Raw genomic sequence first — 25,230 nt, 5'->3', positions numbered from 1 at the left:
ACTCACAGACGCAGGAATAGCGCAAGGCCCGCTTCCCATCTCCTCGGGCCTTCCCTACTGAGTGCTAGCAGCACATTCAGTGGGGACGGCGGGAGCGGAAGCGGGCCTTGAGACGGCGACGTTTAGTCGCGCGGAACCTCGACCTCTTCGTAGGCCTGGATGATGTCGCCTACCTGGATATCCGGGTAAGAGAGCACCATACCGCACTCGTAGCCGGCCTTGATCTCGGTTGCGTCGTCCTTTTCGTGACGCAGGGACTCAATCTTGGCGTCGGCAGTGATGACGTTGTTATCGCGCAGCAGGCGAACCTTGCCGTTGCGGACAACCTTGCCCTCGGTAACCATGCAGCCGGCGATGGTACCCACCGCGGAGGACTTGAACAGGGCGCGGATTTCGGCCGCACCGGTGTCGCGCTCCTCGTAAATCGGCTTGAGCATGCCCTTGAGCGCAGCCTCGACCTCTTCGATGGCCTTGTAGATGATCGTGTAGTAACGAATATCCACGCCCTCTTGGGTGGCCATCTCCGTCGCCTTGCCTTCCGCACGGGTGTTGAAGGCAATGATGACGGCGTCGGAAGCCGCTGCGAGAGAGACGTTGGTCTCGGTCACAGCGCCCACACCACGGTCGATGATGTTGAGCTCGACTTCGTCCTCGGTCTTGATATCCAGCAGGGCATCTTCCAGTGCCTCGACGGAACCGGCATTGTCGCCCTTGAGGATGAGGTTGAGGGTCGAAGTCTCCTGCAATACCTTGTCCAGATCCTCCAGGGAGACGCGCTTGCGCTGCTTTGCCTGCAGGGCAGAACGCTTGCGAGCATCACGCTGGTTAGCAATCTGGCGGGCAACGCGATCATCTTCCACCACGAGCAGATTATCGCCTGCACCCGGCACACCGGACAGACCCTGGACCTGCACCGGACGGGATGGGCCCGCCTCTTCGACGTCTTCGCCGAACTCATCGAGCATGCGGCGGACACGGCCGTGCGCATCGCCAACGACGATGGAGTCACCCACGTGCAAGGTACCGCGCTGAACGATGACCGTTGCCACCGGACCGCGTCCGCGGTCCAGGTGAGCCTCAATGGCCACGCCCTGTGCGTCCATGTCTGGATTAGCGGTCAGCTCCAAGGCCGCATCCGCGGTGAGGATGACCGACTCAAGCAGCTGGTCAATGTTCTTGCCCTGCTTCGCGGAGATATCCACGAACATGGTGTCGCCGCCGTACTCTTCCGGAACCAGGCCGTACTCGGTGAGCTGGCCACGGATCTTATCCGGCTGAGCTTCCGGCTTATCCACCTTGTTCACGGCCACGACGACCGGAATATCGGCAGCCTTGGCGTGGTTGATGGCCTCCACGGTCTGGGGCATAACGCCGTCATCGGCGGCAACCACGAGGATGGCCAAGTCGGTTGACTTAGCACCGCGGGCACGCATGGCGGTAAAGGCCTCGTGACCCGGGGTATCCAGGAAGGTGATGGTGCGCTCGCCGTCCACGTCCACCGTGGTCTGGTAGGCACCAATGCCCTGGGTGATGCCGCCTTCCTCGCGGGCGCCCTCGTTGGTCTTACGAATGGCGTCCAACAGGCGGGTCTTACCGTGGTCAACGTGACCCATAACGGAGACGACTGGAGGACGATTCTCCAGTGCTTCCTCGCCGCCTTCGTCCTCGCCGAACTTCAAGTCGAAGGACTCGAGCAGCTCGCGGTCCTCGTCCTCAGGGGAGACAACCTCGACGTTGTAGTTGATCTCGGAGCCGAGCAGCTGCAGCGTATCTTCCGATACGGAAGCGGTTGCCGTCACCATTTCACCGAGATTGAACAGTGCCTGCACCAACGATGCTGGATCCGCACCGATCTTCTCGGCGAAGTCAGACAGGGATGCACCACGACGCAGGCGGACGGTTTGGCCCTTGCCGTCTGGCAAGCGCACGCCGCCTACTACATGCTTCTGCTGCTCCTCGTACTCATGGCGCTTCTGACGCTTGGACTTCTTGCCCTTACGTGGAGCGCCACCTGGACGGCCGAATGCACCCGCGGTGCCGCCGCGACGTCCGCCGCGTCCACCGCCGCGGAAACCGCCTGGACGGCCGCCACCTAGGCCACCGTGACCCGGTCCGCCGTGACCGCCGCGACCGCGGCCGCCACGTCCACCACCGCTCGGTGCCTTAGACGGCATCGACGCAGGGTTCGGGTGGGACGGCATCATGGCCGGGGATGGACGGCGACCGCCGCCACCCTGGTTATTGCCACCCTGGCGGTTATTTCCGCCCTCGTTCTGGCCACCGCGCTTACCGCGGTTATCGCCTGGCTTATTGCCGCCACGCTGACCCTTGGAGCCACCTGGGCGAGGGCCCGGACGGTTGTCGCCGCCACCCGTGGAGAACGGGTTATTAGCTACGCGACGGGAACCGCCTGGCTTCGGCATTGGACGAGGCATGGAATTGCCTGGGGTCGGACGCTCGCCCGACTTCTTGCCGCCAGCCTGGCCTGGCTTCGGTGCGCCCTGGCCGGGCTTCGGTGCGGCAGACTTTGCACCCGGCTTCGGGGCCTGTGCGCCCGGCTTCGGGGCAGCTGGCTTTGCACCGGGCTTAGCAGCACCCTGTCCCGGCTTCGGTGCGCCCTGGCCAGGCTTCGGTGCAGCAGCCTTCGCGCCTGGCTTTGGCGCCTCTGCGCCCGGCTTGGGGGCAGCAGACTTCGCACCCGGCTTAGGGGCACTCGCCTTTGCGGTGCTCTTAGCGGCACCCTTGGCAGGCTTATTGTCTTGCTTCTTCTCGGCGGCGTCATCGCCGCCGGACTGTGCTTCATAATGAGCTCGCATCTTCTTAACCACCGGCGGTTCGATGGTGGAAGAAGCAGTCTTTACAAACTCACCCTGTTCCTTCAGGGTGGCGAGCAGTTCCTTGCTGGTTACTCCGAGCTGCTTTGCGAGCTCGTGAACACGTAGCTTTCCGGGCACTTGTCTCCTCTTGGTATCGACTAGGAGTCAAGGCCGCGGAAACTGGCCTGACCCCTAGTTAGGTGTATAGGACTTTCATCGCTGATGCTTCATCGTTGTGCGCTCATCAGTGTTCGGTCTTCCTTTGTAACTCTGGTTCGTACGAATCTAACGCGGCGTTTTCCGCGCTAGGTACCTGTCCGCTATACGCTTCCAAGTACTGCCGTACCTGACCTGTGTCCACGGGTGCGGACGTGCGAAGCGCGCGCTTGAAGGCGCGTTTGCGCTCCGCCAGCTCGAGTGCAGAAAGTGTGGGGCTAATCCACGCCCCGCGGCCGGGAAGCCGGCGGTGTGGATCTGCTACCAGACGGCGGCCGTGCGGATCATCGCGGTCGATGACCACCCGTAACAAGTCCGTATCTGGCAGGCGGCGGCGAGTGGCGATACAAGTCCGGAGTCTTTGCCTCTCAGACATTCAACTCCTTACTTTTCGCGTCGCCAATATGCCCCAATCTGCAACTGGGCCGTTTACTAGCCTACGCTACAAAAGCGCAGATCCTTAATTAGCGTCAGCGTCCGAGTGAATATCGATCTTCCAACCGGTCAAACGGGCAGCTAGACGGGCATTCTGCCCCTCTTTACCAATAGCCAGGGACAGCTGGTAGTCCGGCACCACCACGCGCGCGATTTGCGCCTCGTTGTCTACAACGGTGACCTTGACCACCTTCGAGGGGGCCAGTGCGTTGCCTACATAGACCGTCGGATCCTCGCTGAAGTCAATGATGTCAATCTTTTCACCGCCGAGCTGGCGCATGATGTTATTGACGCGCTGACCGCGCGGGCCGATGCAGGCTCCCTTAGCGTTCAGGCCCTTGGCATGGCCCACAACGGCCACCTTGGAACGGTGGCCTGCCTCGCGGGCGATGGCAATCATTTCTACGGTGCCATCGGCAACTTCTGGAACTTCGAGCTCAAAAAGGCCACGCACCAGTTCCGGGTGGGTGCGGGAGAGATTGATCTGTACTTGGGCGCCGTTGCGATTAACGCCTACGACATAGGCCTTGATGCGGTCACCGTGCTCGAGCTTTTCTCCCGGAATCTGCTCAGCAGGCAGCAAGATGCCGTCTTGGGACTCCAGCTCAGAGCCCAGCTGGACCACGACGATTCCGCGGGCATTAGCGCGCGCATCGCGCTGAACGATGCCGCTGACAACGCGGCCGGTAAGCTCCGAGTAGGAATCGTAGGTGCGCTCTGCCTCGGCCTCGCGCAACTTGCGCAGGATGGCCTCGCGCACGGCCTGCGCGCCCACACGTCCAAAGTTGTCCGGGGTGTCATCATACTCGGTGGTTACTTCCCCAGTTTCTGGGTCACGTTCCGAGACAATGACGCTGACCGCACCGGTGGTGGCGTCGATATCGACGCGGGACTTGGCGCCTTCTACCTTGCCGCCAGCATTAGACTCGCGGTAATCCAGGTAGGAATACAACAAGGCACCCGCAATCGCTTCCAGCAAGTCCTTTACGGGGACGTTGCGCTCGGATTCGATGGTACGAAGTGCCTGTAGATCAATATTCACTTGTCATTCCTCTCGGTTGCCGGTTAGTTCTCGGCTTCTTCAAACGTCTTGCGCACTGCCTCTAGCTCCTGTTCGGACGGCTGTGCAAACTCAATTTCTACCACTGCCCGGGCAATATTTTCCAATCGTTCGGCGCGCGCCTGCACGTCCTTTTTACTTGCCGTGATGAGGATTACGGCATCGGCGGCGTCGTTAAGTGCGCCAATGCGTGCCGATTGAGTCTTACCATCGCCAAGGTCGAAGGAGACCTTGCGCCCCCGATTGCGGCGCCAGTGGCGCGGGGCGGTGAGCGGCAAGTCCACGCCGGGGGTGGAGACCTCCAAGGTATAGCCGGCGCCGAAGTTCAGCTCTCCTTGCGCTTCCTTGTCATCAAAGAAGGCAGAAATTTCGTTGGAAACTTCCTCCAACACATCGGAGCTAGGGCGCTTATCGCCATCAATACGGATAATGACCTGGGATTTCTTTCCCGCCTTGGTGGTTTTAATGTCTTCTACGTCCAATCCCCGCTCAGCCAATTTGGGTTGCAAGAGATCGGTCAATTGTTGTGCATCTGGGAAAGCCATGCCCACTAGCCTACGTGCTACGGGGTACAGTCTTTTGCGTGAACCGCCGACGCATAGCTTTAACCCTCGTAGCCACAACCGCCACCCTGCCCGCCTTGGCTGGGTGCCAAGCGGTTGATTCCGTCGTCGACTATTTTGGCCCGCGGCCAGAGAGCAGGCTTCTGGCGCTTGCCGACGCCGCCGCCACCGACGCCTTGTCCCTCAGCGGCGTCGATGACCATGCCGCAGGGCTGCGCAGCTCCCAGGCGGATGCCCTTTATGCCGAAATTACGCGGCTATGCGGCACGGATGATGCTGGCAATCCCCCACGCTCCTGCGAGGTAGAGCGCCCTACCGAGGCCAATCACGCCGCAGACTCTGGCGAAATTATGGAAAATGCCGCTTCCGCTACCACCGAGGCCGCCGATGAGGTCACCGTTGAATCACGCACCCTAGTTACCGAGCAGGCCATCGCGCTCAATGCTTGGCTGCCTGGCGATGCCCCCGATATTCCCGAGCTTTCCCAACCAGAGCAAAAAAGCGCTGCTGATCTCCTGAGCTGGGAGTATGAGCAGGTATACGGTCTAGATTTCGCCCGCGCCTACGTTGGCCCCGAGCACGAGGACAAGGTGGATCATCGCCTCGCTGTTCATCATCGCCGCATCGACGCCCTCCAGGGCGCACTTGCCCGCTACGGCAACACTCCGCAGCCGGAGCCGGCTTATACCTCCGGAGAGCAAGAACTGCCCCACGATTCTGCTTCCGCCCTGGCCTTTATCGATGGCCTTGCCGCACACGACGGCCGCAAGTGGTCCGCTGCCGCCACGGGTGCAGCGCAAGAAGAATCCCCGGATCAGGAATGGGTTACTTGGCTCATTGGCATCGCGGCGGAGTCCCACGGAATGCGATAAGACAGGCTGACCGCCTGTAAATCCCCTGAACACCAGTCAGCGAAATTGCAGCGACCTTTACGGCATAATGCATTGCTTTCGCTCCGCAAGCGTGCGTAGGTTGGGTCACCATGAGCTTGCAGGAGATTCCGCAAGCTAAAAGACACAAAGAGAAGGAGTTTCCTCTCAATGCGTTTTAAGAAGACCATGTTGACCGCATCCGCCGCAGCACTCGGCCTTTCTGGCTTGGCCGCGCCTGCTGCTACCGCCGCACCGGCTAGCGCCTGGGATCAGGTAGCCGCCTGCGAGTCCGGCGGTGATTGGCACATCAATACCGGAAACGGTTACCAGGGCGGCCTGCAGTTCAACCCGCAGACTTGGGCCGCCAATGGCGGCACCCAGTACGCCCCGACGGCTGACCAGGCGACCCGCGAGCAGCAGATTGCCGTGGCCGAAAGCGTCCTAGCCACCCAGGGTGCTGGCGCTTGGCCTAACTGCGGCGGCCCCGTCGCCGGCTAGTTTCTAGCCTCGGCAGTTAATACGAAGCCGGCCTCCTCCCCTTACTCCGCAGGGTTTCGCGGAATGGGGAGGAGGCCGGTTTTGTGCTTGACCTAGCTGGCTAGCATGCAGCCAAGGCGGCTTTAGGCCTCATGCTTGGCGATGTTCCAGGCATACATCATCAACAGCACCTGCAGCGGCTGGCGGATGATGTGGTAGAGCTTCTTTGGCCACCCTGCTTTGCGTTCAATCCAGGCATGGTACATATTGGCCGGCCACACAGCAGCAAAGAGTGCGAGTGCGGAAGCACCGCCGAAGCCGCGGGTGGCGCGGCGGCGAAGCAAAGCACCGGTGGCAATCTCCCACAGGCCCGAAGCAAAGTTATAAAAGCGCGCAGGGCCTGGCAGTTGCGGCGGAACAATGGATTCGAAAGTCTTCGCCTTCACAAAGTGCAGTACGCCCATTGCTGAAAGCACCGTGGAAAGCCCATTCTTGTGAAAGTTCATGCCTTCCACGGTACCCCGCCGCGCAGAGTCGGGTCTTATTTAGCCATGCACGAGCTCGAGGATCTTGTCCACGATGTCCTCGGCTGGAACCTCGAGGGTCTCCCCACCGCGGATGCGCAGCTCAATCTTGCCGTCCTTGAAGGCACGGCCCAAGATGGCAACGAAGGGAATGCCAAGGAGCTCTGCATCCTTGAACTTCACGCCTGGGGAGACCTTTGGGCGGTCATCGAAGAGCACCTCGAGCCCCTTGGCAGATAGCTCCTCTACCAGCTTGTCGCCGGCCTCCATGGCGGCGGCGTCCTTATTGGCCACGGCTACGTGAACCTGGTAAGGGGCGACGGCAACCGGCCAGTTGAGGCCCTTTTCATCGTGGCGTTGCTCGGCCAGAACAGCCAGCATGCGGGTAATGCCAATGCCATAGGACCCCATGGTAGGAACGGCACGCTTGCCGTTTTCATCCAAGATTTGCACGTCAAAGGCCTCGGTGTATTTGCGGCCCAGCTGGAAGATATGGCCGAGCTCAATGCCGCGCTCCAAGGTCAAGGTGCCTTGGTTATCAGGAGCCAGGTCGCCTTCTTTAACCTCTGCGGCCTCAATGAACTCATCCACGGTGAAATCGCGGCCGGCCACGCAGCCCACCACGTGGCGCTCGCTCGCATCGGCGCCGGTAATCCATGCCGTGCCCTTGACCACACGCGGATCGACCAGGATCTTGATGCCATTGGCGTTCAAAGCGCGCGGGCCAACATAGCCCTTGACTAGGAAGTCATTGTCTGCAAAGTCTTTGTCCCCTGCCAACTCAAACTCCACCGGCTCGAGTGCGGCCTCAAGGCGCTTTTCATCCAGCTCGCGATCGCCAGGAATGAGAACGGCCGCCAACTCGGACTCGCGCTCTTCGCTCTCCACTGCTGGGTGGAAGAGCTTGATCATCATGCACTTGAGGGTATCTGCAGCGGTAACCTCGCGGCCGTCGACAGTAATGCCTGCACCCTGGGCCCATTCGACCAGCTTCTCAATGGTCTCTGCTCCCGGGGTGTCATACTCCTGTGCCTCTGGCTGGCCCTCAATATCCTTCTCCGCCGGTGCTGGGGTCACCACGGCCTCGACATTGGCAGCGTAGTCGCCCTTGGTGGAGCGCACGAAGGTATCCTCGCCCACCTCAGAGACGGCGAGGAACTCCTCGGAGGCGGAGCCGCCCATGGCACCAGAGGTGGCCTTACAGATGGCGTAATCGATCTCGAGGCGGTTGAAGATATTTTGATACGCCTTGCGGTGGCGGCCGTAGGACTCGTCCAAGCCCTCATCGGTCATGTCGAAGGAGTAGGAATCCTTCATCGTGAATTCGCGGCCACGCAGCACACCAGCGCGGGGGCGCTCCTCATCGCGGTACTTGGTCTGAATCTGATACAGCGTGACCGGGAAATCCTTATAGGAGGAGTACATATCCTTGACCGCGCTGGCAAACATTTCCTCGTGGGTAGGACCAAGCAGCATATCTGCGTTCTTGCGGTCCTTGAGGCGGAAGAGGTTATCGCCGTATTCAACCCAGCGGTTGGTCTTTTCATAAGGCTCGCGCGGCAGCAAAGCAGGAAAGAGCATCTCCTGGCCGCCGATGGCGTCCATTTCCTGACGGACTACATCTTCAATCTTGCGCAGGGTGCGCAGACCCAACGGCAGCCAGGTATATACGCCCGGCGCGACGCGGCGTACATAGCCGGCGCGTACGAGCAGCTTGTGGCTAGGGACCTCGGCATCGGCGGGGTCCTCACGAAGGGTTCGGAGAAATAGTTCAGAAAGGCGGGTAATCATGCACAAAAATATACCCCGCTACCCTGTATATATGCTCATTATCCTCCCTCCTTCAGAAACTAAGGCTCACGGCGGTACGGGACAGCCCCTTGACTTCAGCCAGCTGTCCTTCCCGCAATTGCATGCCACCCGGCAAGAAATTGCCGCTGAGCTGCAGTCTCTTCCGGTAGACGAGGCCATGGAGGTACTCAAGCTTTCGGAAAAGCTGCGTGGTGAGGCCGAATCCAATCAGGGGCTTTTTACCACCCCCACCATGCCGGCCGTGTTGCGTTATACCGGCGTGCTTTTTGATGCCTTGGGTGCCCCGTCCCTGCCCACGTGGGATCGCCTTGCTATTGGCGACGCCCTCTTTGGCGTCCTCCGCGCCAGCGACCCCATTCCGCATTACCGGCTCTCGGGTGGCACGAAGCTGGGTGGACGGACCATGAAGTCGCGCTGGGGCAAGCAGATTACGCAGGCGCTCGAGGAGGTAGATGAGCTAATTGTCGATCTGCGCTCGGGCACTTACCAGCAGCTCGGCCGGGTAAAGGATGCGGTAACGGTACGGGTGGAAAGCGTGCAGGACGATGGATCGCGCAAGGTGGTCAGCCACTTCAATAAGCACTACAAGGGCCTGTTAGCCCGCGAGTTAGCGCTCTCGCCTGCTGACGCCTACAGCGCCGCCGACGTTGCCGCCATCGCGCGCGCCGCGGGTATGACCGTTGAGGAGCCGGGGCCGGGGTCGAGTGAGCTCACGCTCGTCGTCAAGCGCTAAGCCCGCCGCAAACTACTCAGCACAGCTTGGCTAGCGCAGCTGTGGGTTATACAGCAGGCTATTGCGCTGTACCGAACATTCGGTAGCCACGCGGACAGAGCGGGCAATATGCCCGGACTCGCGCAAGGGATAAAGCTGGCTTACTACCCTATCGCGCAGATCCCAGGGCGAGATGGTGTTGAGGTAAATCTTGGTTCCGCCTTCGAATCCGGCAAGGGTAGAAATGCGCAGCTTGATGAGAATGCGCCATGGCTGAGCGACGTCGACGTCAGCTGGCTTGTGGTGCCACTCCTCATTGCAGGGCACCTCGCGGCCTACTGCGGCGTGGGCGGCGTGAACAAGGTCGCTCATAGCGCGGATTTCCTCTTCTGACTGCCGCCACGGCTCACAGGTCGCGGACTTGGAGTAGACCTCCAAAGTGGGATAGCGGTGCCCAAAGCCAGCGAAGAGGACGGCGTGGTCATTTTCCGCAATGATGAGGTTGCGGCTTGCGGCATAGTCCACCGCCCACTCGTTGTACATGTTCATATTGCTGCGCAGCATCTGTACCTCTCGGTGAGAGGCCATGCCACGATCATCGATGGCAACGAGTTGCTTGTGCAGGTGCTCAAAGGAAGCGCCGGCTGGCTGCAGCCAGTTTTGGAAGGCCACCACATAGGGGGCGTAACGGTTGCGCTCGTAGAGGTCCCGCATGGCATCGATAGTCAGCTGCATAAAAAGCAGGTGCTCTTCAGCGCTGAGGCTGCCGGAAGATACCACATGCGAATCATCTTGCGCACCGCGTTCAAAATGGCGTCCGGCCACGATGACGTCGTGGCCTCCTGCGAAAAAGCCCGCCGCCTGTTCTAAAAGTTCCTCTTCGCTTGCCTCGGGCAGATGCGCTGCCTTCCGCTTCGTGCGCACGATACTGAGCACATGTTCCCGGCCGGCAGGATCGGCAAGGTAGTTGTCCATGCGCTGGCGGGTCTCAGCATCCATGTCGAAACCGTAGTTGGCGTGCCAATAGTCAAAGGAGACGATTTCAAACAGATTGGGGATGCGGCGAAAGGCCGGCACGGTGTGGCCGTATTCGCTCAAGGGCAATCCACGCACAATCCCGCCGGATGGCAGGATGCGGGCCTTTTCCGGCGGGGTATCAGTCATGCGCCCTGAGCAAAAGGCGCAGCGGTGGGTGAAGTCTTCTTCGTGCAGTGGCTGTGGGTTAGCCACTGGCGTGGACAGCGGGCGGTTGCCGCGGCCCGGCACGGTCCATACCTCGGTCCCGGAGAACGGGTTGACCTGCTTGACTGTGCCATCCCGCATGGTCTGGATGGGTTCTATGCGGGCAAAAAGTGCATCACTCATGCCCACCAGCGTAGCTAGTTCTGGGAGTTATTTGGCGACGGACCGACGGCGGGACACTGCGCACGCACCACCGACGCAGACTGCCAGCGTTACGCCCAGAATCAATGCAGACACACCACGGGAATGGTCCAAGGGACCTAAATCGCTACCCAAGACCAAGGTCTGCATATTGGCGAAGGGCAGGCAGCTCAACAACGCTTCTGCCCAGGAGGTATCAAATGCCATAAGCGCAGTTTCTAGGACAAAGAATTCCACCACGAGGATCATCGCGGCAAATGTGCCGCTACGCAAGAGATAAGCCAACCCCATAGCCAGCAGGCTAAAGCCGGCCCATTCCAGGTAAGCAAACACCACTCGGTTGCAGTCCGGCCACTGATAAAAGCTCGCGAAGTTAATATCACCGCCAAGTGCCGCAATCAGCAAGGTTCCCACAGCTATGCCCAGCGTGGCCGCGAACAAGAGTGATACCAGGATGACTACAAATTGGCTGAGCACTATGCCAACGCGGCGGTTGGAGGAAAGATAAGACCATGCAACGGTTCCCTTTCCTAGGTCATTGCCGACCATCATCGCGGATGCAAAGATCATCACCACCATGGCGAGTTCACTAGCTGATAAGACATCACTGGATTGAAACTTGCCGTCCGCGGTGCCGTTGAAGTCATAGCCCCAGGCCGTAAGCACACCGCCAGCGGCCATTCCGAGTGCCACGATGGCGAGGTAGACCCAGGTAGAGCGCAGGGAAAAGAGTTTGCGGGATTCTGAAACCACAGTATTCATAGAAATCTGTCCTTAAAGGTTGGGTTGTGCGTTTAGGCGGAGCGGTAGGCCACGTGGTCGGCGGTCGCGCCGAGGTAGGCCTCTTCCAGGGAGGGCTGTTTGCGTTCCAAGCTGGAGATAAGAATGCGGTTATCCAGGCAGATGCGGCCGATGTCGGAGCCTTCGAGGCCGCGCACGCGCAGGACCTCACCGTCAAAGGAGGTTTCCGCATCGGTGCCGTGCAATAGGCGCAGGAGTTCATCGGGCTGGTCAACGATGACTTCGAGGCTTGCGCCACCAGTTCCGTTGACGAATTCATCCATGGTGCCCTCGCCCAGCAGCTTGCCTTTGCCGATGACTACGAGGCGGTCGGCGGTGAGCTGCATTTCCGAAAGTAGGTGGGAGGAAACCAGCACGGAGCAACCGGCCTCAGCGAATTCACGGATACGGGCACGCATCCAGTGCACGCCTTCGGGGTCGAGGCCGTTGACGGGTTCGTCAAGAAGCAAGTGCTTCGGCTCGCCGATGAGCGCACAAGCAAGGCCCAGGCGCTGCTTCATGCCTAGCGAATAGCCGCCCACGCGCTTAGTGGCTACCTGGGTAAGGCCGACGCGGTCCAGGGTGTCATCCACGTGGTTCATGGACACGCCCTGCAACGCGGCCATGTAGCCCAGGTGAGCACGGGCGCTGCGGCCCGGGTGGAACCAATTGGCGTCCAACAAGGTGCCCACCGTGGTAGCGGGATTGGACAACCCGCGGAAGGGCGTGCCATCAAAGGTTACGGTGCCGGAAGTCGGATTCTCCAACCCCACGCACATGCGCATGGTGGTGGATTTGCCAGAACCATTCGGTCCGAGGAAGCCGGTGACTTGACCGTCTGGAACCTCAAAGGAGAGGTCATCTACTGCTTTAAAGGAACGGAAATTCTTGGAAAGGTGTGAAACTTTGAGCATGGTTTCCATCGTGCCGCCTGACCGGCACGAAGTAACCATCCTTGGGAGTGATTTGGCAGGTCATACCTAGGGATGAGACAGCAGCTCCTCCACCGAGACCACGCCATGAGTAAGGGCGTAGAGCACAGCATGCACGCGGTCGCGCGAGCCGGTTTTCGTCAAGATATGGCGTACGTGGGTCTTGACCGTGGCCATGGAGACAAACTCGCATTCCGCGATTTCGGTATTCGAATACCCCAGTGCCATCAGCTTGAGGACGTCCAGCTCGCGTGGCGTGAGATCTTCTGTCGGAGGGGCGGTAGCTGCTGCCGCAACGGGGGTGGCATGTGAATCAGGCTGTGACGCGGACTGCTCGCTGCGCAATTGCTGCAGCACCTGTGCGGTAATGCGCGGTGAAAGGACGGCCTCGCCGGAATGTACGGTGCGAATGGCGGCGAGGAGTTCCTCCGGTTCGACGTCTTTGAGCAGGAATCCGGAAGCCCCGGCGGAAATCGCGCCATGGACAAAGTTCTGGTCATCGAAGGTGGTAAGCATAATGACCTGGGTCTCCGGAAACTCTGGCAGCAGCCTTTCGGTGGCGGCGATGCCATTGACGCGGGCCATCTGGACATCCATGAGCACAATATCGGCAGGCTGCGCGCGGGCGAGGTCGAGGACTTCATCGCCATCGGATGCCTGCCAAGCAACCTCCAAATCCTCTTGGGAGCCAAGGAGCATGGCGAACCCGGCGCGCACGAGGGGCTGGTCATCAACCAGGCCTATACGGATGGGGCCGGCAGGCGCACCTGTTGGCTGCTCAGGGTTAGTCATTGGGTACCTCCACGGTAATAAAGAAGTGTCCATCCTCAGTACGGGTAGCAACGCTGCCGCCATAGGCCCTAACGCGCTCGCTCATCCCGATGAGCCCGTAACCGGGCTCGTGATTGTCCGGCGTGCGTGCGGCCGGGTTATCGGCGCTCAATACTAGGCCGCTTCCAGTAGAGCGAAAGCGCAGCACTCCCCTTTTATCGCGGGAATGCTTGAGCATATTGGTCAAAATTTCTTGCACCACGCGGTAGACGGTGAACTGATAGAGCTCGTCGCTTTCGGTCGGTAGGTCCTCCAGCCCGTGCACGGTGATATCGAAGCCGCTGCGGCGGGCTTCCGAGATAAGGCCGGCAATATCGCTCGCGCCAGGCGCCTTGGTATCGGCGCGGGAATCGCCATCTCGCAGCACAGAGAGCAATCCGCGCATCTGCTTGAGGGAATCGCGGGAGGTAGAAGCGATGGTTTCTAAGGCTTCTGTGGCCGCTGCGGGATTTTTGGCAGCGGCGAACCGGGCGCCGTCAGCAAGAGCGATAACGCCCGCCAAGTTATGCGCCACGATGTCATGCATCTCGCGGGCAATGCGGTTGCGCTCTACCGCGCCGGCCATTTCCGCGCGCTCTTTCAGCAGTTGCTGGTCTTCGCGCTTTTTGCGGTCATTGGTGCCTAGCAAGAAGAAAAAGCCCATAACGGGCCACGCGATGATGACGACGGAGGCGAAGGCAGGAAGCGGGCCAACAGTGGTGTCTTCGAGGCCAAAATCGATGCCGCTGATGATCCTCCGGCCGTATAGGTCCGCTGCGGTGGCCGCCAAGGAGCCTAAGGCAATCCACCCTATCCAGATTCGCTGTAGTCGTTTGGGTGAATGTGCGCCTATCAGAAATACGCAGTAAGCCAAAGGGAAAAAGTGAGCGTTGCCCATTGCAGCAAGCGGGGTAAAGATGCACACCGTTAGCGTGATAGCAGTGAACCCGATTGCGTATTCCCTGAGCTTGGGGTGTAGCCAGAGTGCTAGTGGAATACCGACTGCATAAACTACGAGAACCAGCTCCTGGAAAAGCGAGGTTCTATCAATAACACCTTCTGCCGCCGGCACCGAAGAACCCCAGAAAAACAGCGGAATGATAATTCTCCACGGTGGGCCTACCCACGAGCGAAGTGCATCGGGCCATAGCTTCTTCATGGCCTTCTAGGCTAGCGCAGGCTCTAGGCCATAGTCCTCATCCCTGGGGCTGACTAGACTGGCGAGCATGCAGCACGAGTTCTTTGAGGTTGATGTTTTTGCCACGGGTGCCTTTAACGGTAATGCCTTGGCGGTGGTTGCGGGCGCCGATGGCCTAAGTACCGAGCAGATGCAGGCGATCGCGAACTGGACCAACTTTTCTGAAACCACCTTCTTGCTCGAGCCTAGCGACGCCCGCGCGGACTACCGCGTGCGCATTTTCACCCCGTACGAAGAGTTTGATTTTGCCGGCCACCCCACCTTGGGCAGCGCTGCCGCGTGGCGGGCACTAGGCAATCAGCCACGGGAAGAGGGACGCATCGTCCAAGAATGCGGCGTGGGCTTGGTAACCGTCCGCCAAGAGGGCGAAGTCTTTTCCTTTGCTACCCCGCCGCTGCGCCGCGAAGAACCGCTGAGCCCGGCGGAGCTGAAGGAGACCTGCGCTGGGCTGGGGCTAGATAGCGCGGATATTGTGGACCATGGCTGGGTGGACAATGGCCCGGGCTGGCGCCTGCTGCAATTGCGCGATGCCGCGGCGGTGCGCGCGGTGAAGCCTCAGGCCGAGCGCCCCAAGGTCGGCGTTGTGGGTCTTAATCCCAACGCCGCAGAGAGCGAGCCGGCCTATGAGGTGCGGGCCTTTACCACCCAATTCGAAGACCCAGTCACCGGTTCTTTCAACGGCGGCGCCGCGCAGTTTATGCGCTCGCGCAACCTCGTGCCGGCGCGTTATACCGCAGCACAAGGCAGCCAAATTGGCCGGGCGGGCAAAGTATTTATCAACGATGACGGCACGGATATTTGGGTGGGCGGTCGCGCCCAGATTCGCGTGCGCGGAACACTGGAGGTTTAGATGCAGCTACACCACGATTTTGCCCAGAAGCTTCCCCACCTAGTCCGCCCTACCGAGGGCGAGGAGCAGCCGAACCCAGAGATGGTCATCCTGAACGAGGATCTCGCCACAGAGTTGGGCCTCGACCCGGACTGGCTGCGCTCCTCCGAAGGCATAGATTTCCTTACCGGCCGAGCAGGCGGCCACGCTATGGCCTATTCCGGCTTCCAGTTCGGTGCGTTTAACCCGCAGATGGGAGACGGCCGGGCCATGCTCTTGGGCGAGGTGGAAAAAGACGGGCGGCTATGGGATCTCCATGCCAAGGGAACTGGGCTTACTCCCTTTTCCCGCCTCGGGTCCGATGGCCGCGGAACGCTATCTTCCATGCTGCGCGAGTACCTAGTCTCTGAAGCTATGCATGCCTTGGGTGTTCCCACCACCCGGGCGCTGGCGGTTATCTCCACCGGCCGGCCCATTCAGCGCGGGCACGTGCAACCGGCCGGCATTGTGGTACGCGTGGCTGCCAGCCATATCCGCGTCGGCACTTTCCATCTTGCCGCGCAGACGGATTACACCCGACAGTTGGCCGACTATGCCATTGCGCGCCACTACCCTGGAGCGGACTACCAGGAGTTTTTCACCCAGGTGATGGATGCGCAGATCCGCACCGTGTCCCACTGGATGCGCTTGGGCTTTATTCACGGCGTGATGAATACGGATAACACCACCATCTCTGGCGAGACCATTGACTATGGCCCCTGCGCCTTTATGGAGGCCTATTCGCCATCAACGGTCTTTTCCAGCATCGATAGGCAGGGCCGCTATGCCTTTGGCAATCAGCCCTCCATTCTGGGATGGAACCTGGCCCGCTTGGCGGAATCCCTCCTGCCGCTTTTTGATATGGACATGAATAAGGCCATGGACTTTGCCCAAGAATCCATCAAAGGCTTTACCGACCGCTTTGAGCACCAGCACAGGGCAGATTTAGCACAGGCTTTGGATACCTCTCGAGAGGTCGCTTCTTCTTATGCGGCTGCCATGCAGCTCAATGGCCCAGATATCACGCTAGCTCACCGCGCTCTTGCCGACGCCGCCGCGGGCCACCCCACCCACGCCCGCGAGCTCTTTGCCAAGGGAGACTTCTTGGAAGGCTACCTTGCCTCTTCGCCCGATCCTTCCCGCGTCGATAACGCCATGCCGCGGGTGATCCCGCGCAACCTCGCCGTAGAATCCGCACTGGATGCTGCCGAACGCGGGGAGCTGGGCCCGTATCAGGAGCTCCTCCACGCGGTCACCCACCCGTGGGAGCCCAACCCAGCGTTCGAATCGCCGGATCCTAATGGTCTCGAGGGCTACCTCACCTACTGCGGCACCTAGGGCTGCCATTACCTGCCTAGGACGCACGAAACCCTCGCACCGTCACAAAGGCGGTGCGAGGGTTTATGAGGCCGAAAGCTAGCTCTTAGCGGTCCAGCTTCAGGGTCTTCTGGGTGTACTCCCACATCTCGTCGTACAGCTTCTCATCGTTGCGCAGCTTGATGCCATAAGACGGAACCATCTCGCGGATCTTGTCTGCCCAATCAATCATGTGCTCGCCAAAGCAACGCTCCAGCAGCTCCAGCATGACGGCCGGGGCAATGGATGCACCCGGGGAAGCGCCGAGCAGGCCGGCGATATTGCCCTCCTGGTTGTTCACCAAGGTGGTGCCGAACTCGAGGGAGCCGAACTGCGGCGCACCAGCAGGCTTAATCACCTGGACGCGCTGGCCAGCGATAACGGTCTCCCAGTCGCTTTCCTTTGCTTCCGGTACGTACTCGCGCAGGGCTTCCACGCGGTCCGAGAAGCTCTTGCGCACCTCATCCACCAGGTACTTGGTTAGGCCGAACTCCTGCACGGCAACGCCGAGGTAAGAGGTGATGTTGTCTGGGCGGATGGACTTAAACAGGTCCAGGTAGGTGCCCTTCTTCAGGAACTTCGGGCTCCAGCCACCGTAAGGACCGAAAAGCAGGCCCTTCTCGCCGTCGATAACGCGGGTATCCAGGTGCGGCACGGACATTGGCGGCGCGCCCACAGCAGCCTTGCCGTAGACCTTTGCCTGGTGCTGCTCGATAAGCTCCGGGTTCTTGGAGCGCAGCCACAGACCAGATACCGGGAAGCCTGCGTAACCGGCAACTTCCTTCACCTTTGCCTTGCGCAGCAGGTCCAGGGCGTAACCGCCGGCACCCACGAAGACGAACTTTGCCTTAACTACGGTGATGTCGCCGGTGTGCTTGTTCTTGGAGTACACCTTCCACGCGGAGCCATCACGCTTGATGTCGATGACCTCATGGCCGTAGCGGATCTCGGTGCCGGAGGCCTTAGCCGCGGTCAGGAACTGCTTGGTCAGCGCGCCAAAGTTGACGTCGGTACCAGCGTCGGTCCAAGAAATGGCCACCTTATTGGAGAAGTCACGGCCCTTCGCCATCAGCGGTAACTTCTCAGCAAAGTCGGAATCGTCTGCGGAGAACTGCATACCCGGGAACATGTGCTTCTCGCTCAGCACATCATAGCGGCGCTTGAGGTAATCCACCTGGATTTCGCCCTGTGCGAAGGACACGTGCGGAACCGGGTTAATGAATTCACTCGGGTCGGTGAGAATACCGTTGTTGAGCTGATGGGACCAGAACTGGCGAGACTTCTGGAATTTCTCGTTGATGCCCAGAGCCTTGGAGATATCAATGCGGCCATTCTTCTCCGGGGTGTAGTTCAGCTCGCACAGTGCGGAGTGGCCGGTACCGGCGTTATTCCACGGGGAGGAGGACTCCAATGCGGGGCCATCGAGGCGCTCAAAGACCATTTGGGTCCAGCTGGGCTCCAACTCGCGGAGCATAGCACCCAGGGTGGCGCTCATGATGCCAGCACCGATAAGTGCTACATCGACCTCGTCTACAACCTGTGCTGTCTTCTTAGCGGAGGACACTGTGTTATTACCTCTTCGAATTGAAAATAGATATCCATCGGCGCGGTCTACGCCTTGATTTTTAGCGCATAGCGCCCCGCGCCACCATCGCTGCACTATGACAACCTGGCAGTGCGTCACGCATTAAGGCCTTACTCTACGCTTTTCTCATCCAATTTGGGATTTCTCCCCCAGACCAGTGGCGAAAATGTGGGAATTTCCGCCCCCACTATTTACACCCCACCGGCAGCACCATAAATTCTTCGTTGCACCTAGAATCGAGGCATGGTTACACACTCCCCGGTATGGGGCCCAGACAAACTTGGCCCCGACTATGAAGCTGCCACCATTGACTTGGGTACAGACCCCGATGGCGAGGGCGACGTGGTCACCACCCTGGTGCACTACGCGCCGGAGCACGCGGGCGATACTGCACGTGAGTCAGCCACCCCGTCACGCCCGGCACTGGTGTGGCTACACGGCATGACCGATTATTTCTTCCACACCCACGTAGCCGAGCACTTTGCCGCCAAAGGTTATGACTTTTATGCCATCGATCTGCGCAAGTGCGGCCGCTCGCGCCGCTCGGGCCAGTCGTGGCACTATGCTTCGGACCTGGCGCTGTACTTTACAGACCTCACCGCCGCTCTTGATGCGATCCCCAATGATGAAGTCATCTTCATCGCCCACTCCACCGGTGGCTTGATCGCCCCGCTGTGGATGGATCATCTGCGCCGAACCGACCAAGAACGCCACCAACGCTTGGCGGGCCTCATCCTTAATAGTCCATGGCTGGACATGATGGGCGTGCCCGGCCAGGTCCTCACTCCCCTCAAGCCGCTGCTCTACACATTGGGCCGCATCGCCCCCATGACTCCCCTGCCTGGTGGCAACCTCACTGCTTACGGCGAGTCCGTGCATAAGGATTTCTACGGCGAATGGAATTTTGACCTCCGCTTTAAGCCACTGGCGGGCCATAAGAAATATGTCGGCTGGATAGCCGCGGTATTCCACGGCTTTGATGCTATTCACAGCGGCCGCGTTGATGCCGGCGTACCCATCTTGACGCTGCAGTCCACCCGCACCCAATTGGGTCAGCCTTACTCCGACAGCGTGAACCACGCAGATGTCATCATCGACGTTGCGCAAACGCGGCGCTGGGCAAAGGAACTTAGTGCCCACTACACCTTGCATCCCATCAAGGGGGCTAGGCACGATGTGTTCCTATCGCTTCCGGACCCGCTCCAAGAAGCTTTTGACGCCTGTGACAAGTGGCTTCCCACCGTCCTAGAAACCCCACAATCTACTCAGTAATTAAGCCCCTATATATAAGGAATAAACTTGACTACTTCACACCAGTCCCACACGCCCGCTGCCGAGGAACATTTCGACCTCATCATCATCGGCACTGGCTCCGGAAACTCCATCCCTAGCCCGGATTTTGATGACCAGAAAATCGCCATCATTGAAAAGGGCACCTTTGGCGGGACCTGCCTCAACGTAGGCTGCATTCCCACCAAGATGTATGTCTACGCCGCCGATATTGCCCTAGCGGCGCGCGAGGCCGGCCGGCTCGGCCTGGATGCTCAAGTCACTAGCGTGGATTGGGATTCCATCGTGGACCGGGTCTTTACCAACCGCATCGACCAGATTGCCCAGGGCGGCGAACAGTACCGTCGCGGCGAAGAAACCCCGAACATTACCGTGTTTGATGAGCACGCCCGTTTCGTCGGCCCGAAGACCATTCAGACCGGCGAGCATGTCATCAGCGGCGACCAGATCGTCATTGCCGCCGGCTCCCGTCCGGTCATTCCGGAGGTCTATGCCAACTCGGGCGTGAAGTACTACACCAATGAAGACATCATGCGCATGGACCACCAGCCAGAAAGCCTCATCGTGGTAGGCGGTGGCTATATCGCCATGGAGTTTGCTCATGTCTTTGACGGCCTCGGCACCAAGGTCACCGTGGTCAATCGCTCCGAGACCTTGCTACGCCACCTGGATGATGACCTATCTAGCCGCTTCAACCAGATTGCTCGCGATCGCTTCGACGTGCGCATAGCCAATGGCACCAAGCTCGAGGAAACTGACACGGGCGTGCGGTTGGAGCTCGACAATGGTGAGTCCGTGGAAGCAGAAGCGATTCTGGTTGCTACTGGGCGCACCCCAAACGGCGATCAGATGGATCTGGACAAGGCGGGCATTGAACTGCTTGCCGACGCCCGCGTGAGCACCGACGAGTTCGGCCGCACCACCGCCGAGGGTGTTTGGGCGCTCGGCGATGTCTCTTCTCCATATATGCTCAAGCACGTAGCCAATGCGGAGACACGCGCAGTGCAGCATAACCTGCTCCACCCAGAAGATCTCCGCCCACTGCCCCACGACAATGTCCCCGCCGCCATCTTTACCCACCCACAAATCGCCACAGTGGGCCTAACTGAGAAGCAGGCGCAACAGAAGGGCTTCGACGTCACCGTCAAGGTACAGAACTTTGGCGACGTTGCCTACGGCTGGGCTATGGAAGATCACACCGGAATCTGCAAGCTGGTAGCAGACCGCTCCACTGGGCAGCTTCTCGGCGCGCACCTGATGGGCCCGCAGGCCTCTACCTTGATCCAGCAATTGATTACCGCGATGGCCTACAAGTTGGACATGCGGGAGTTCACTCGCAACCAATATTGGATCCACCCTGCACTGCCAGAAGTGGTAGAAAATGCCCTTTTGGGACTGGAGTGGTAAAAGTAAATTGTTACGTGAGCTTTCTCACATTCTTCCAGTTTCTTTCCAGGTTTTAGGACGTTTTCCCACTTCACGCCAAGGAAGCCCCATTCACAATTTCAGGAAATTCACCACCATAAAGGGGCCCAAATTAAGTTAATCGCTGAAATTCCAGTCTTTGACGTGCAAAAGGACGGGAGTTTTACTAAATTCACTTGGGACACCGGCTCGAGCCGATACGAACACGGCTACCGCGTGTTTATGAATACCACCTGTGTATTCAATAACACTTTGGTTTCCCAGTGCGGAAGCCTTGCAAGTACGACTTTTAAGGAATTTTGATATGCGTATCCGCAATGCAGCAATCGCTGGCGCAACCGCTCTCGCCGTTGCCTTCGGCGGCACCACCGTTGCCGTAGCAGCTGAGGGCTCTTCCGACGCCGCTCAGACCGCTCCTGCCACCAACGAGGGCTCCCCCTCCAAGGGCCAGAGCTTCCCTAGCAAGGTAGACCAGAATCTGAAGCTCGAGGGCGAGAAGGAAGCTGACGGCACCAAGATCTTCGGTTCTTCCAAGGACTTCTCCGAGCAGCCGGTATGGGCTAAGGTTCTGTACTCCCTTACCATCCTGGGCGGCATCGGTGCTGTTCTGGGCGGCGTCATCGGCCCAGTCTACAACTTCATCAACCACGGCCCTTCCTTCTAAGCAACAGCCATACGGCTTCATCAAAACTTCCGAAAGGTAATTTTCACAATGCGTAACTTCCGCACTGCAGCCGTTGCTGCTGCTACCGCCGCTACCGTCGCTTTCAGCGGCGTCGCTGTCGCTTCCGCTGAGGACACCACCAACGAGCGTGCTTCCCTGGCCGAGAACCTCTCCTCCGTCATCAAGGACACCAAGGCTGACGACGGCGAGTACCCGACCCTGTCCTCCAAGATCGGTGCTAACGCTGACAAGGATCGGAAGGTAACCGGCCACGATCTCTTGGGCAAGGAGAAGGGCGAGAACAACCCTCGCTGGGGCGAGATCTGGCGCGACGGCACCGTTGCTCTGGGCATCACCTCCGCAATCGGCGCCCTGATCGGTGCTTACAACTACGCTGTTTACAACGGCATCCTCCCGCAGCACATCCTGGACCCAATCTTCCGCCGCTAATCATTAGCCGCAGATTGGCTCTAGATAGCTAGGGCTTGCTCGGGGCCTCGTTCTACTAAGAACGAGGCCCCTTTTGCTATGCGAAGTCACTCCAATATTGCCAACGGCTCCGTGGGACGTCGGCAAAACAAAGGCCGCCCCCACTCCCCTTCTCTGGAAATGGAGGCGACCTTCAGTTTGTTCTGAGACTAAGTACTAGTCCTCATCTGGAATGGTAAGGATTTCATTGCCGTCTTCGGTGATGACGAGGGTGTGCTCAAACTGGGCAGTGAACTTGCCGTCGGTGTTTTGGACGGTCCAGTCATCATCCCAGATCTCGTAATCCAAGGAGCCGAGGTTAATCATCGGCTCAACAGTTAGGGTCATGCCAGGCTCAAGGATGTCGCGGTACACGGTCGAGTCATGGTGTAGGACCACAAGACCGTTGTGGAAGGTTGGGCCGACGCCGTGGCCGGTGAAATCGCGCACGACGTTGTAGCCGAAGCGCTTGGCATAAGACTCAATAACGCGGCCAATGACGTTAATCTCACGGCCGGGCTTTGCGGCCTTGATACCGCGCATGGTGGCCTCCTTGGTGCGCTCTACCAGCAGGCGGTGTTCCTCGGAAACATTACCGGCAAGGAAGGTGGCGTTATTATCGCCGTGGACGCCATTCTTATAAGCGGTGATATCGATATTGACGATGTCGCCATCCTCAATCACGGTGGTATCCGGGATGCCGTGGCAGACAATCTCATTGAGGGAGACGCAGCTGGACTTGGGGAAGCCGCGGTAGCCCAGCGTGGACGGGTAAGCGCCGTGGTCGCACATGTACTCATGTGCCACGCGGTCCACATAATCAGTGGTTACGCCCGGCTGCACGGCCTTGCCGGCCTCCTTGAGGGCGTTGGCTGCGATCTTGCAGGCCTCACGCATCTTCTCAATGACCTCTGGGGACTGGACGTAGGGCTCGCCTACGGCCTCCTGCACCTCGTCTTTCCACACGTACTCGGGGCGCTCGATGCTCTCCGGCACGGTGAGGATCGGAGTGGGCTTGCCTGGCTTTAGCTTTCCTCGATTACTCATGGTTTCCCATGGTAGTCCTCTGCGCCCATAATGCAGCAGCCGGGGTCACGAGGGCAGGCGGGGTTTCTACCCTTCGGCCGGCGGAGCCGCACCCTCGTGCGGTCCGGACCGGTAGTCATCGACCTTCTGCAAGAAGTTGCTAGTGATATTGACCGAGACATCGGAGCCGCCGCCCAAAACCACGAGGGTGGCAAAGGCGATATCGTCTTCTTCCCGGTAACCGGTAAACCAGGCGTGCGAGCCCTCGTTAATCTCGGCCTCACCGGTCTTGCCGTAAATCGTGCCGCCCGCCGCCATGCTGCGTGCGGTACCGCTAGTAACCACTTGGCGCATCATGGCGCGGACGTTATCTAGCACAGGCTTCGAAATCTGCTGCGGCTTATCGGAGGCTTTGGTTTCGTGGCCTTCGATAAGCGTGGGCGTAGGCGTCTTGCCATTGGCAACCGTTGCGGAGACAAGCGCCATGCCGAAAGGGCTAGCCAAGTCGTAACCCTGTCCATAGCCAGCTTCAGTGCGCTCGAGTGGTTCTTTGCCCTCCGGAATGGAACCGGTAATGGTAGTAAGGCCTGGGATTTCGTATTCCACGCCGAAGCCAAACTTTTTGCCCATATCCTTCAACTCACCAGGCTTAAGCTTGGTGGAGATATCCGCGAAGGTAGTGTTGCACGATTGTGCAAAGGCTTGGCTGAGCGGAACGCTACCTAGGGCGAAGGCATTGTAGTTGGTCACCACGCGGCCAAAGATATCCATGGTGCCCGGGCACGGAACGATGGTATCGGTATTAAGCCCCTGCTTTTCTACGCCGGCCGCCGCGGTGAGAATCTTGAACACCGAGCCCGGCGGGTACTGGCCTTGGAGGGCTACGTCGCCGTCTTCATCGGCCTTCTCGGTTTGGGCGACGGCCAAGATATCGCCGTTGGAGGGACGGATGGCTACGAGCATGGCTTGGGAATCAGCACGCTCATTGACCGCCTCCTGCGCGGCCCGCTGCACGTCGTAGTCCAGACCTACCTTGATCGACGGCGCCGCATCAGGGTCGTGCTTTTCCACATCAGAGAGTGCTGCGCCATTCTCATTGACCACAGAAATGGACCAGCCGGTTTGGCCATCAACCTCATCCTGAACCGCGGAACGCACGCGCGACATCAGATCGGGTGCCAGGCCACGGTCGCGGGTGACCAGAGCCGGTTCTTCATTGAGGCGCACGCCGTCCATGCCTTCCACCTTGGGGCGCACAGCCTTGGCTTGATCCTCCGTAAACATGGTGACGGAAAAGGAGCCGTCTGCATCCTCCAACTCTTTGGCCAGATCCTTGGCATCCATCTCCGCAATGGAGTCATCCTGGCGGTGAGCGGCAGCTAGTGCGCCGCTGATCTTGGAAGCGGTGGGATGCACATCATCCAGCGAGCTGGTATCTACCACCAGCCGGTAGTTCAGCCCCGGGCTCATCAATTCCACCCCATTGGAAGAAACCACGCTGGCGCGCTCTGCTTCCAGTGCGCGCAGTTCCAGGTGCTGATTTGCTCCCAGGTCGGGGTGGATTAAGCTCGGCTTCCACCGCACCGTCCACTCATCCTCAGTCTTGGTCAGCGTCATCTGCGTGTCATAGCTCAAGGTACGTTCCTTGGGCAGGTCCCAGGTGACCTTGTAGTTGGCCGTGGCGAGGTTCTCATCTTGGTCCACGCCTTCAAGCTCAATGTCGAGCCCCTCGGCCTGCAGGCCGGAGTAGGTGGCATCGAGGGCGGAGGTGGCGTCGGAGGGGGCGTCGGTAAGCGCGGCTAAACCGTCATTATTGCGGGACTCCATCCCCTGGAGGAATTCTTCTGCGACCGGTTCCGCAGAGACCGGCTTCGGTGTACAGGCAACCACGCTGGTGGAGGCGAGCGCGATAGTTGCAACCAGCGCGACCAACTTCTTCATGTCTTGGCACTCTAGCA

Annotated in this window: 23 protein-coding genes; 9 read left to right on the top strand and 14 right to left on the bottom strand. The window is 59.6% G+C overall.

Going from position 1 to position 25,230, the window contains the following annotated elements:
• Nucleotides 1–122 precede the first annotated feature (122 nt).
• The 4 genes from infB to rimP all read right to left on the bottom strand — a co-directional run bounded on the left by infB (nucleotide 123) and on the right by rimP (nucleotide 5,072).
• Nucleotides 123–2,954: a translation initiation factor IF-2 gene (infB, locus tag QP941_RS01170; RefSeq protein ID WP_284867706.1), complete on the bottom strand. Its 2,832-nt coding sequence runs from the start codon at nucleotides 2,952–2,954 to the stop codon at nucleotides 123–125.
• 106 nt (nucleotides 2,955–3,060) lie between these two features.
• Nucleotides 3,061–3,408: a YlxR family protein gene (locus QP941_RS01165; RefSeq protein WP_284867705.1), complete on the bottom strand. Its 348-nt coding sequence runs from the start codon at nucleotides 3,406–3,408 to the stop codon at nucleotides 3,061–3,063.
• A gap of 84 nt (nucleotides 3,409–3,492) precedes the next feature.
• Complete coding sequence (nusA, locus tag QP941_RS01160) at nucleotides 3,493–4,509, bottom strand: transcription termination factor NusA (RefSeq protein ID WP_239277484.1); 1,017 nt, start codon at nucleotides 4,507–4,509, stop codon at nucleotides 3,493–3,495.
• 23 nt (nucleotides 4,510–4,532) lie between these two features.
• Nucleotides 4,533–5,072: a ribosome maturation factor RimP gene (gene rimP / locus QP941_RS01155; RefSeq protein ID WP_005325182.1), complete on the bottom strand. Its 540-nt coding sequence runs from the start codon at nucleotides 5,070–5,072 to the stop codon at nucleotides 4,533–4,535.
• 38 nt (nucleotides 5,073–5,110) lie between these two features.
• Between rimP and QP941_RS01150 the strand changes: the two genes are divergently transcribed.
• Complete coding sequence (locus tag QP941_RS01150; RefSeq protein WP_284867704.1) at nucleotides 5,111–5,962, top strand: DUF4439 domain-containing protein; 852 nt, start codon at nucleotides 5,111–5,113, stop codon at nucleotides 5,960–5,962.
• Between the two features lie 168 nt (nucleotides 5,963–6,130).
• A complete protein-coding gene (locus QP941_RS01145) occupies nucleotides 6,131–6,460 on the top strand; it encodes a transglycosylase family protein (protein ID WP_284867703.1) in 330 nt (109 codons plus the stop codon).
• A gap of 122 nt (nucleotides 6,461–6,582) precedes the next feature.
• Here QP941_RS01145 and QP941_RS01140 read toward each other — a convergent pair whose 3' ends face one another.
• Nucleotides 6,583–6,945: a DoxX family protein gene (locus QP941_RS01140; protein ID WP_284867702.1), complete on the bottom strand. Its 363-nt coding sequence runs from the start codon at nucleotides 6,943–6,945 to the stop codon at nucleotides 6,583–6,585.
• Between the two features lie 39 nt (nucleotides 6,946–6,984).
• Entirely contained in the window at nucleotides 6,985–8,754 is a 1,770-nt protein-coding gene (locus tag QP941_RS01135; RefSeq protein WP_284867701.1) for a proline--tRNA ligase, read from the bottom strand.
• Between the two features lie 31 nt (nucleotides 8,755–8,785).
• On the opposite strand from QP941_RS01135, the gene yaaA reads away from it, so the two are divergent.
• A complete protein-coding gene (gene yaaA, locus QP941_RS01130; RefSeq protein ID WP_284867700.1) occupies nucleotides 8,786–9,508 on the top strand; it encodes a peroxide stress protein YaaA in 723 nt (240 codons plus the stop codon).
• Nucleotides 9,509–9,538: 30 nt separating this feature from the next.
• On the opposite strand, the gene QP941_RS01125 is transcribed toward yaaA, so the two are convergent.
• The 5 genes from QP941_RS01125 to QP941_RS01105 all read right to left on the bottom strand — a co-directional run bounded on the left by QP941_RS01125 (nucleotide 9,539) and on the right by QP941_RS01105 (nucleotide 14,551).
• Nucleotides 9,539–10,852: a DUF4921 family protein gene (locus tag QP941_RS01125; RefSeq protein ID WP_284867699.1), complete on the bottom strand. Its 1,314-nt coding sequence runs from the start codon at nucleotides 10,850–10,852 to the stop codon at nucleotides 9,539–9,541.
• 27 nt (nucleotides 10,853–10,879) lie between these two features.
• On the bottom strand, nucleotides 10,880–11,632 hold the full coding sequence (locus tag QP941_RS01120) for an ABC transporter permease (protein WP_284867698.1): 753 nt from the start codon (nucleotides 11,630–11,632) through the stop codon (nucleotides 10,880–10,882).
• A gap of 32 nt (nucleotides 11,633–11,664) precedes the next feature.
• Nucleotides 11,665–12,564: an ABC transporter ATP-binding protein gene (locus QP941_RS01115; protein ID WP_284867697.1), complete on the bottom strand. Its 900-nt coding sequence runs from the start codon at nucleotides 12,562–12,564 to the stop codon at nucleotides 11,665–11,667.
• Between the two features lie 66 nt (nucleotides 12,565–12,630).
• Nucleotides 12,631–13,374 (bottom strand): response regulator, encoded by a 744-nt coding sequence (locus QP941_RS01110; protein WP_284867696.1) that lies wholly within the window; start codon nucleotides 13,372–13,374, stop codon nucleotides 12,631–12,633.
• Entirely contained in the window at nucleotides 13,367–14,551 is a 1,185-nt protein-coding gene (locus tag QP941_RS01105; protein WP_284867695.1) for a sensor histidine kinase, read from the bottom strand. The genes QP941_RS01110 and QP941_RS01105 overlap by 8 nt, the downstream gene beginning before the upstream one ends.
• Before the next feature lie 67 nt (nucleotides 14,552–14,618).
• Here QP941_RS01105 and QP941_RS01100 point away from each other — a divergent pair, with 67 nt between their 5' ends.
• Entirely contained in the window at nucleotides 14,619–15,440 is an 822-nt protein-coding gene (locus QP941_RS01100; RefSeq protein ID WP_284867694.1) for a PhzF family phenazine biosynthesis protein, read from the top strand.
• Nucleotides 15,441–16,796 (top strand): protein adenylyltransferase SelO, encoded by a 1,356-nt coding sequence (locus QP941_RS01095; RefSeq protein ID WP_284867693.1) that lies wholly within the window; start codon nucleotides 15,441–15,443, stop codon nucleotides 16,794–16,796.
• A gap of 85 nt (nucleotides 16,797–16,881) precedes the next feature.
• Here the strand turns inward: QP941_RS01095 and mqo are convergent, their stop codons facing one another.
• Nucleotides 16,882–18,378 (bottom strand): malate dehydrogenase (quinone), encoded by a 1,497-nt coding sequence (mqo, locus tag QP941_RS01090; protein WP_005325195.1) that lies wholly within the window; start codon nucleotides 18,376–18,378, stop codon nucleotides 16,882–16,884.
• 264 nt (nucleotides 18,379–18,642) lie between these two features.
• Here mqo and QP941_RS01085 point away from each other — a divergent pair, with 264 nt between their 5' ends.
• The 4 genes from QP941_RS01085 to QP941_RS01070 all read left to right on the top strand — a co-directional run bounded on the left by QP941_RS01085 (nucleotide 18,643) and on the right by QP941_RS01070 (nucleotide 22,228).
• Nucleotides 18,643–19,671, top strand: coding sequence for an alpha/beta hydrolase (locus QP941_RS01085; protein ID WP_284867692.1), 1,029 nt, complete (start codon nucleotides 18,643–18,645; stop codon nucleotides 19,669–19,671).
• 27 nt (nucleotides 19,672–19,698) lie between these two features.
• Nucleotides 19,699–21,096, top strand: a complete 1,398-nt coding sequence (gene mtr / locus QP941_RS01080) for a mycothione reductase (protein WP_284867691.1) — start codon at nucleotides 19,699–19,701, stop codon at nucleotides 21,094–21,096.
• 322 nt (nucleotides 21,097–21,418) lie between these two features.
• Nucleotides 21,419–21,778, top strand: coding sequence for a hypothetical protein (locus tag QP941_RS01075; protein ID WP_005325199.1), 360 nt, complete (start codon nucleotides 21,419–21,421; stop codon nucleotides 21,776–21,778).
• A 48-nt stretch (nucleotides 21,779–21,826) separates the two neighbouring features.
• The gene (locus QP941_RS01070; protein ID WP_284867690.1) at nucleotides 21,827–22,228 is read left to right on the top strand and encodes a hypothetical protein; all 402 of its coding nucleotides are present in this window, start codon (nucleotides 21,827–21,829) and stop codon (nucleotides 22,226–22,228) included.
• 195 nt (nucleotides 22,229–22,423) lie between these two features.
• Here the strand turns inward: QP941_RS01070 and map are convergent, their stop codons facing one another.
• Complete coding sequence (gene map, locus QP941_RS01065) at nucleotides 22,424–23,293, bottom strand: type I methionyl aminopeptidase (protein WP_005325202.1); 870 nt, start codon at nucleotides 23,291–23,293, stop codon at nucleotides 22,424–22,426.
• A 66-nt stretch (nucleotides 23,294–23,359) separates the two neighbouring features.
• Nucleotides 23,360–25,213 (bottom strand): penicillin-binding transpeptidase domain-containing protein, encoded by a 1,854-nt coding sequence (locus tag QP941_RS01060; RefSeq protein ID WP_284867689.1) that lies wholly within the window; start codon nucleotides 25,211–25,213, stop codon nucleotides 23,360–23,362.
• Between the last annotated feature and the right edge of the window lie 17 nt (nucleotides 25,214–25,230).

It is taken from the genome of Corynebacterium sp. MSK150, assembly GCF_030229215.1.
Classification (GTDB): domain Bacteria; phylum Actinomycetota; class Actinomycetes; order Mycobacteriales; family Mycobacteriaceae; genus Corynebacterium.
The sequence above is the reverse complement of the archived record's forward strand: the minus strand, read 5'-3'. Positions and strand labels throughout refer to the sequence as shown.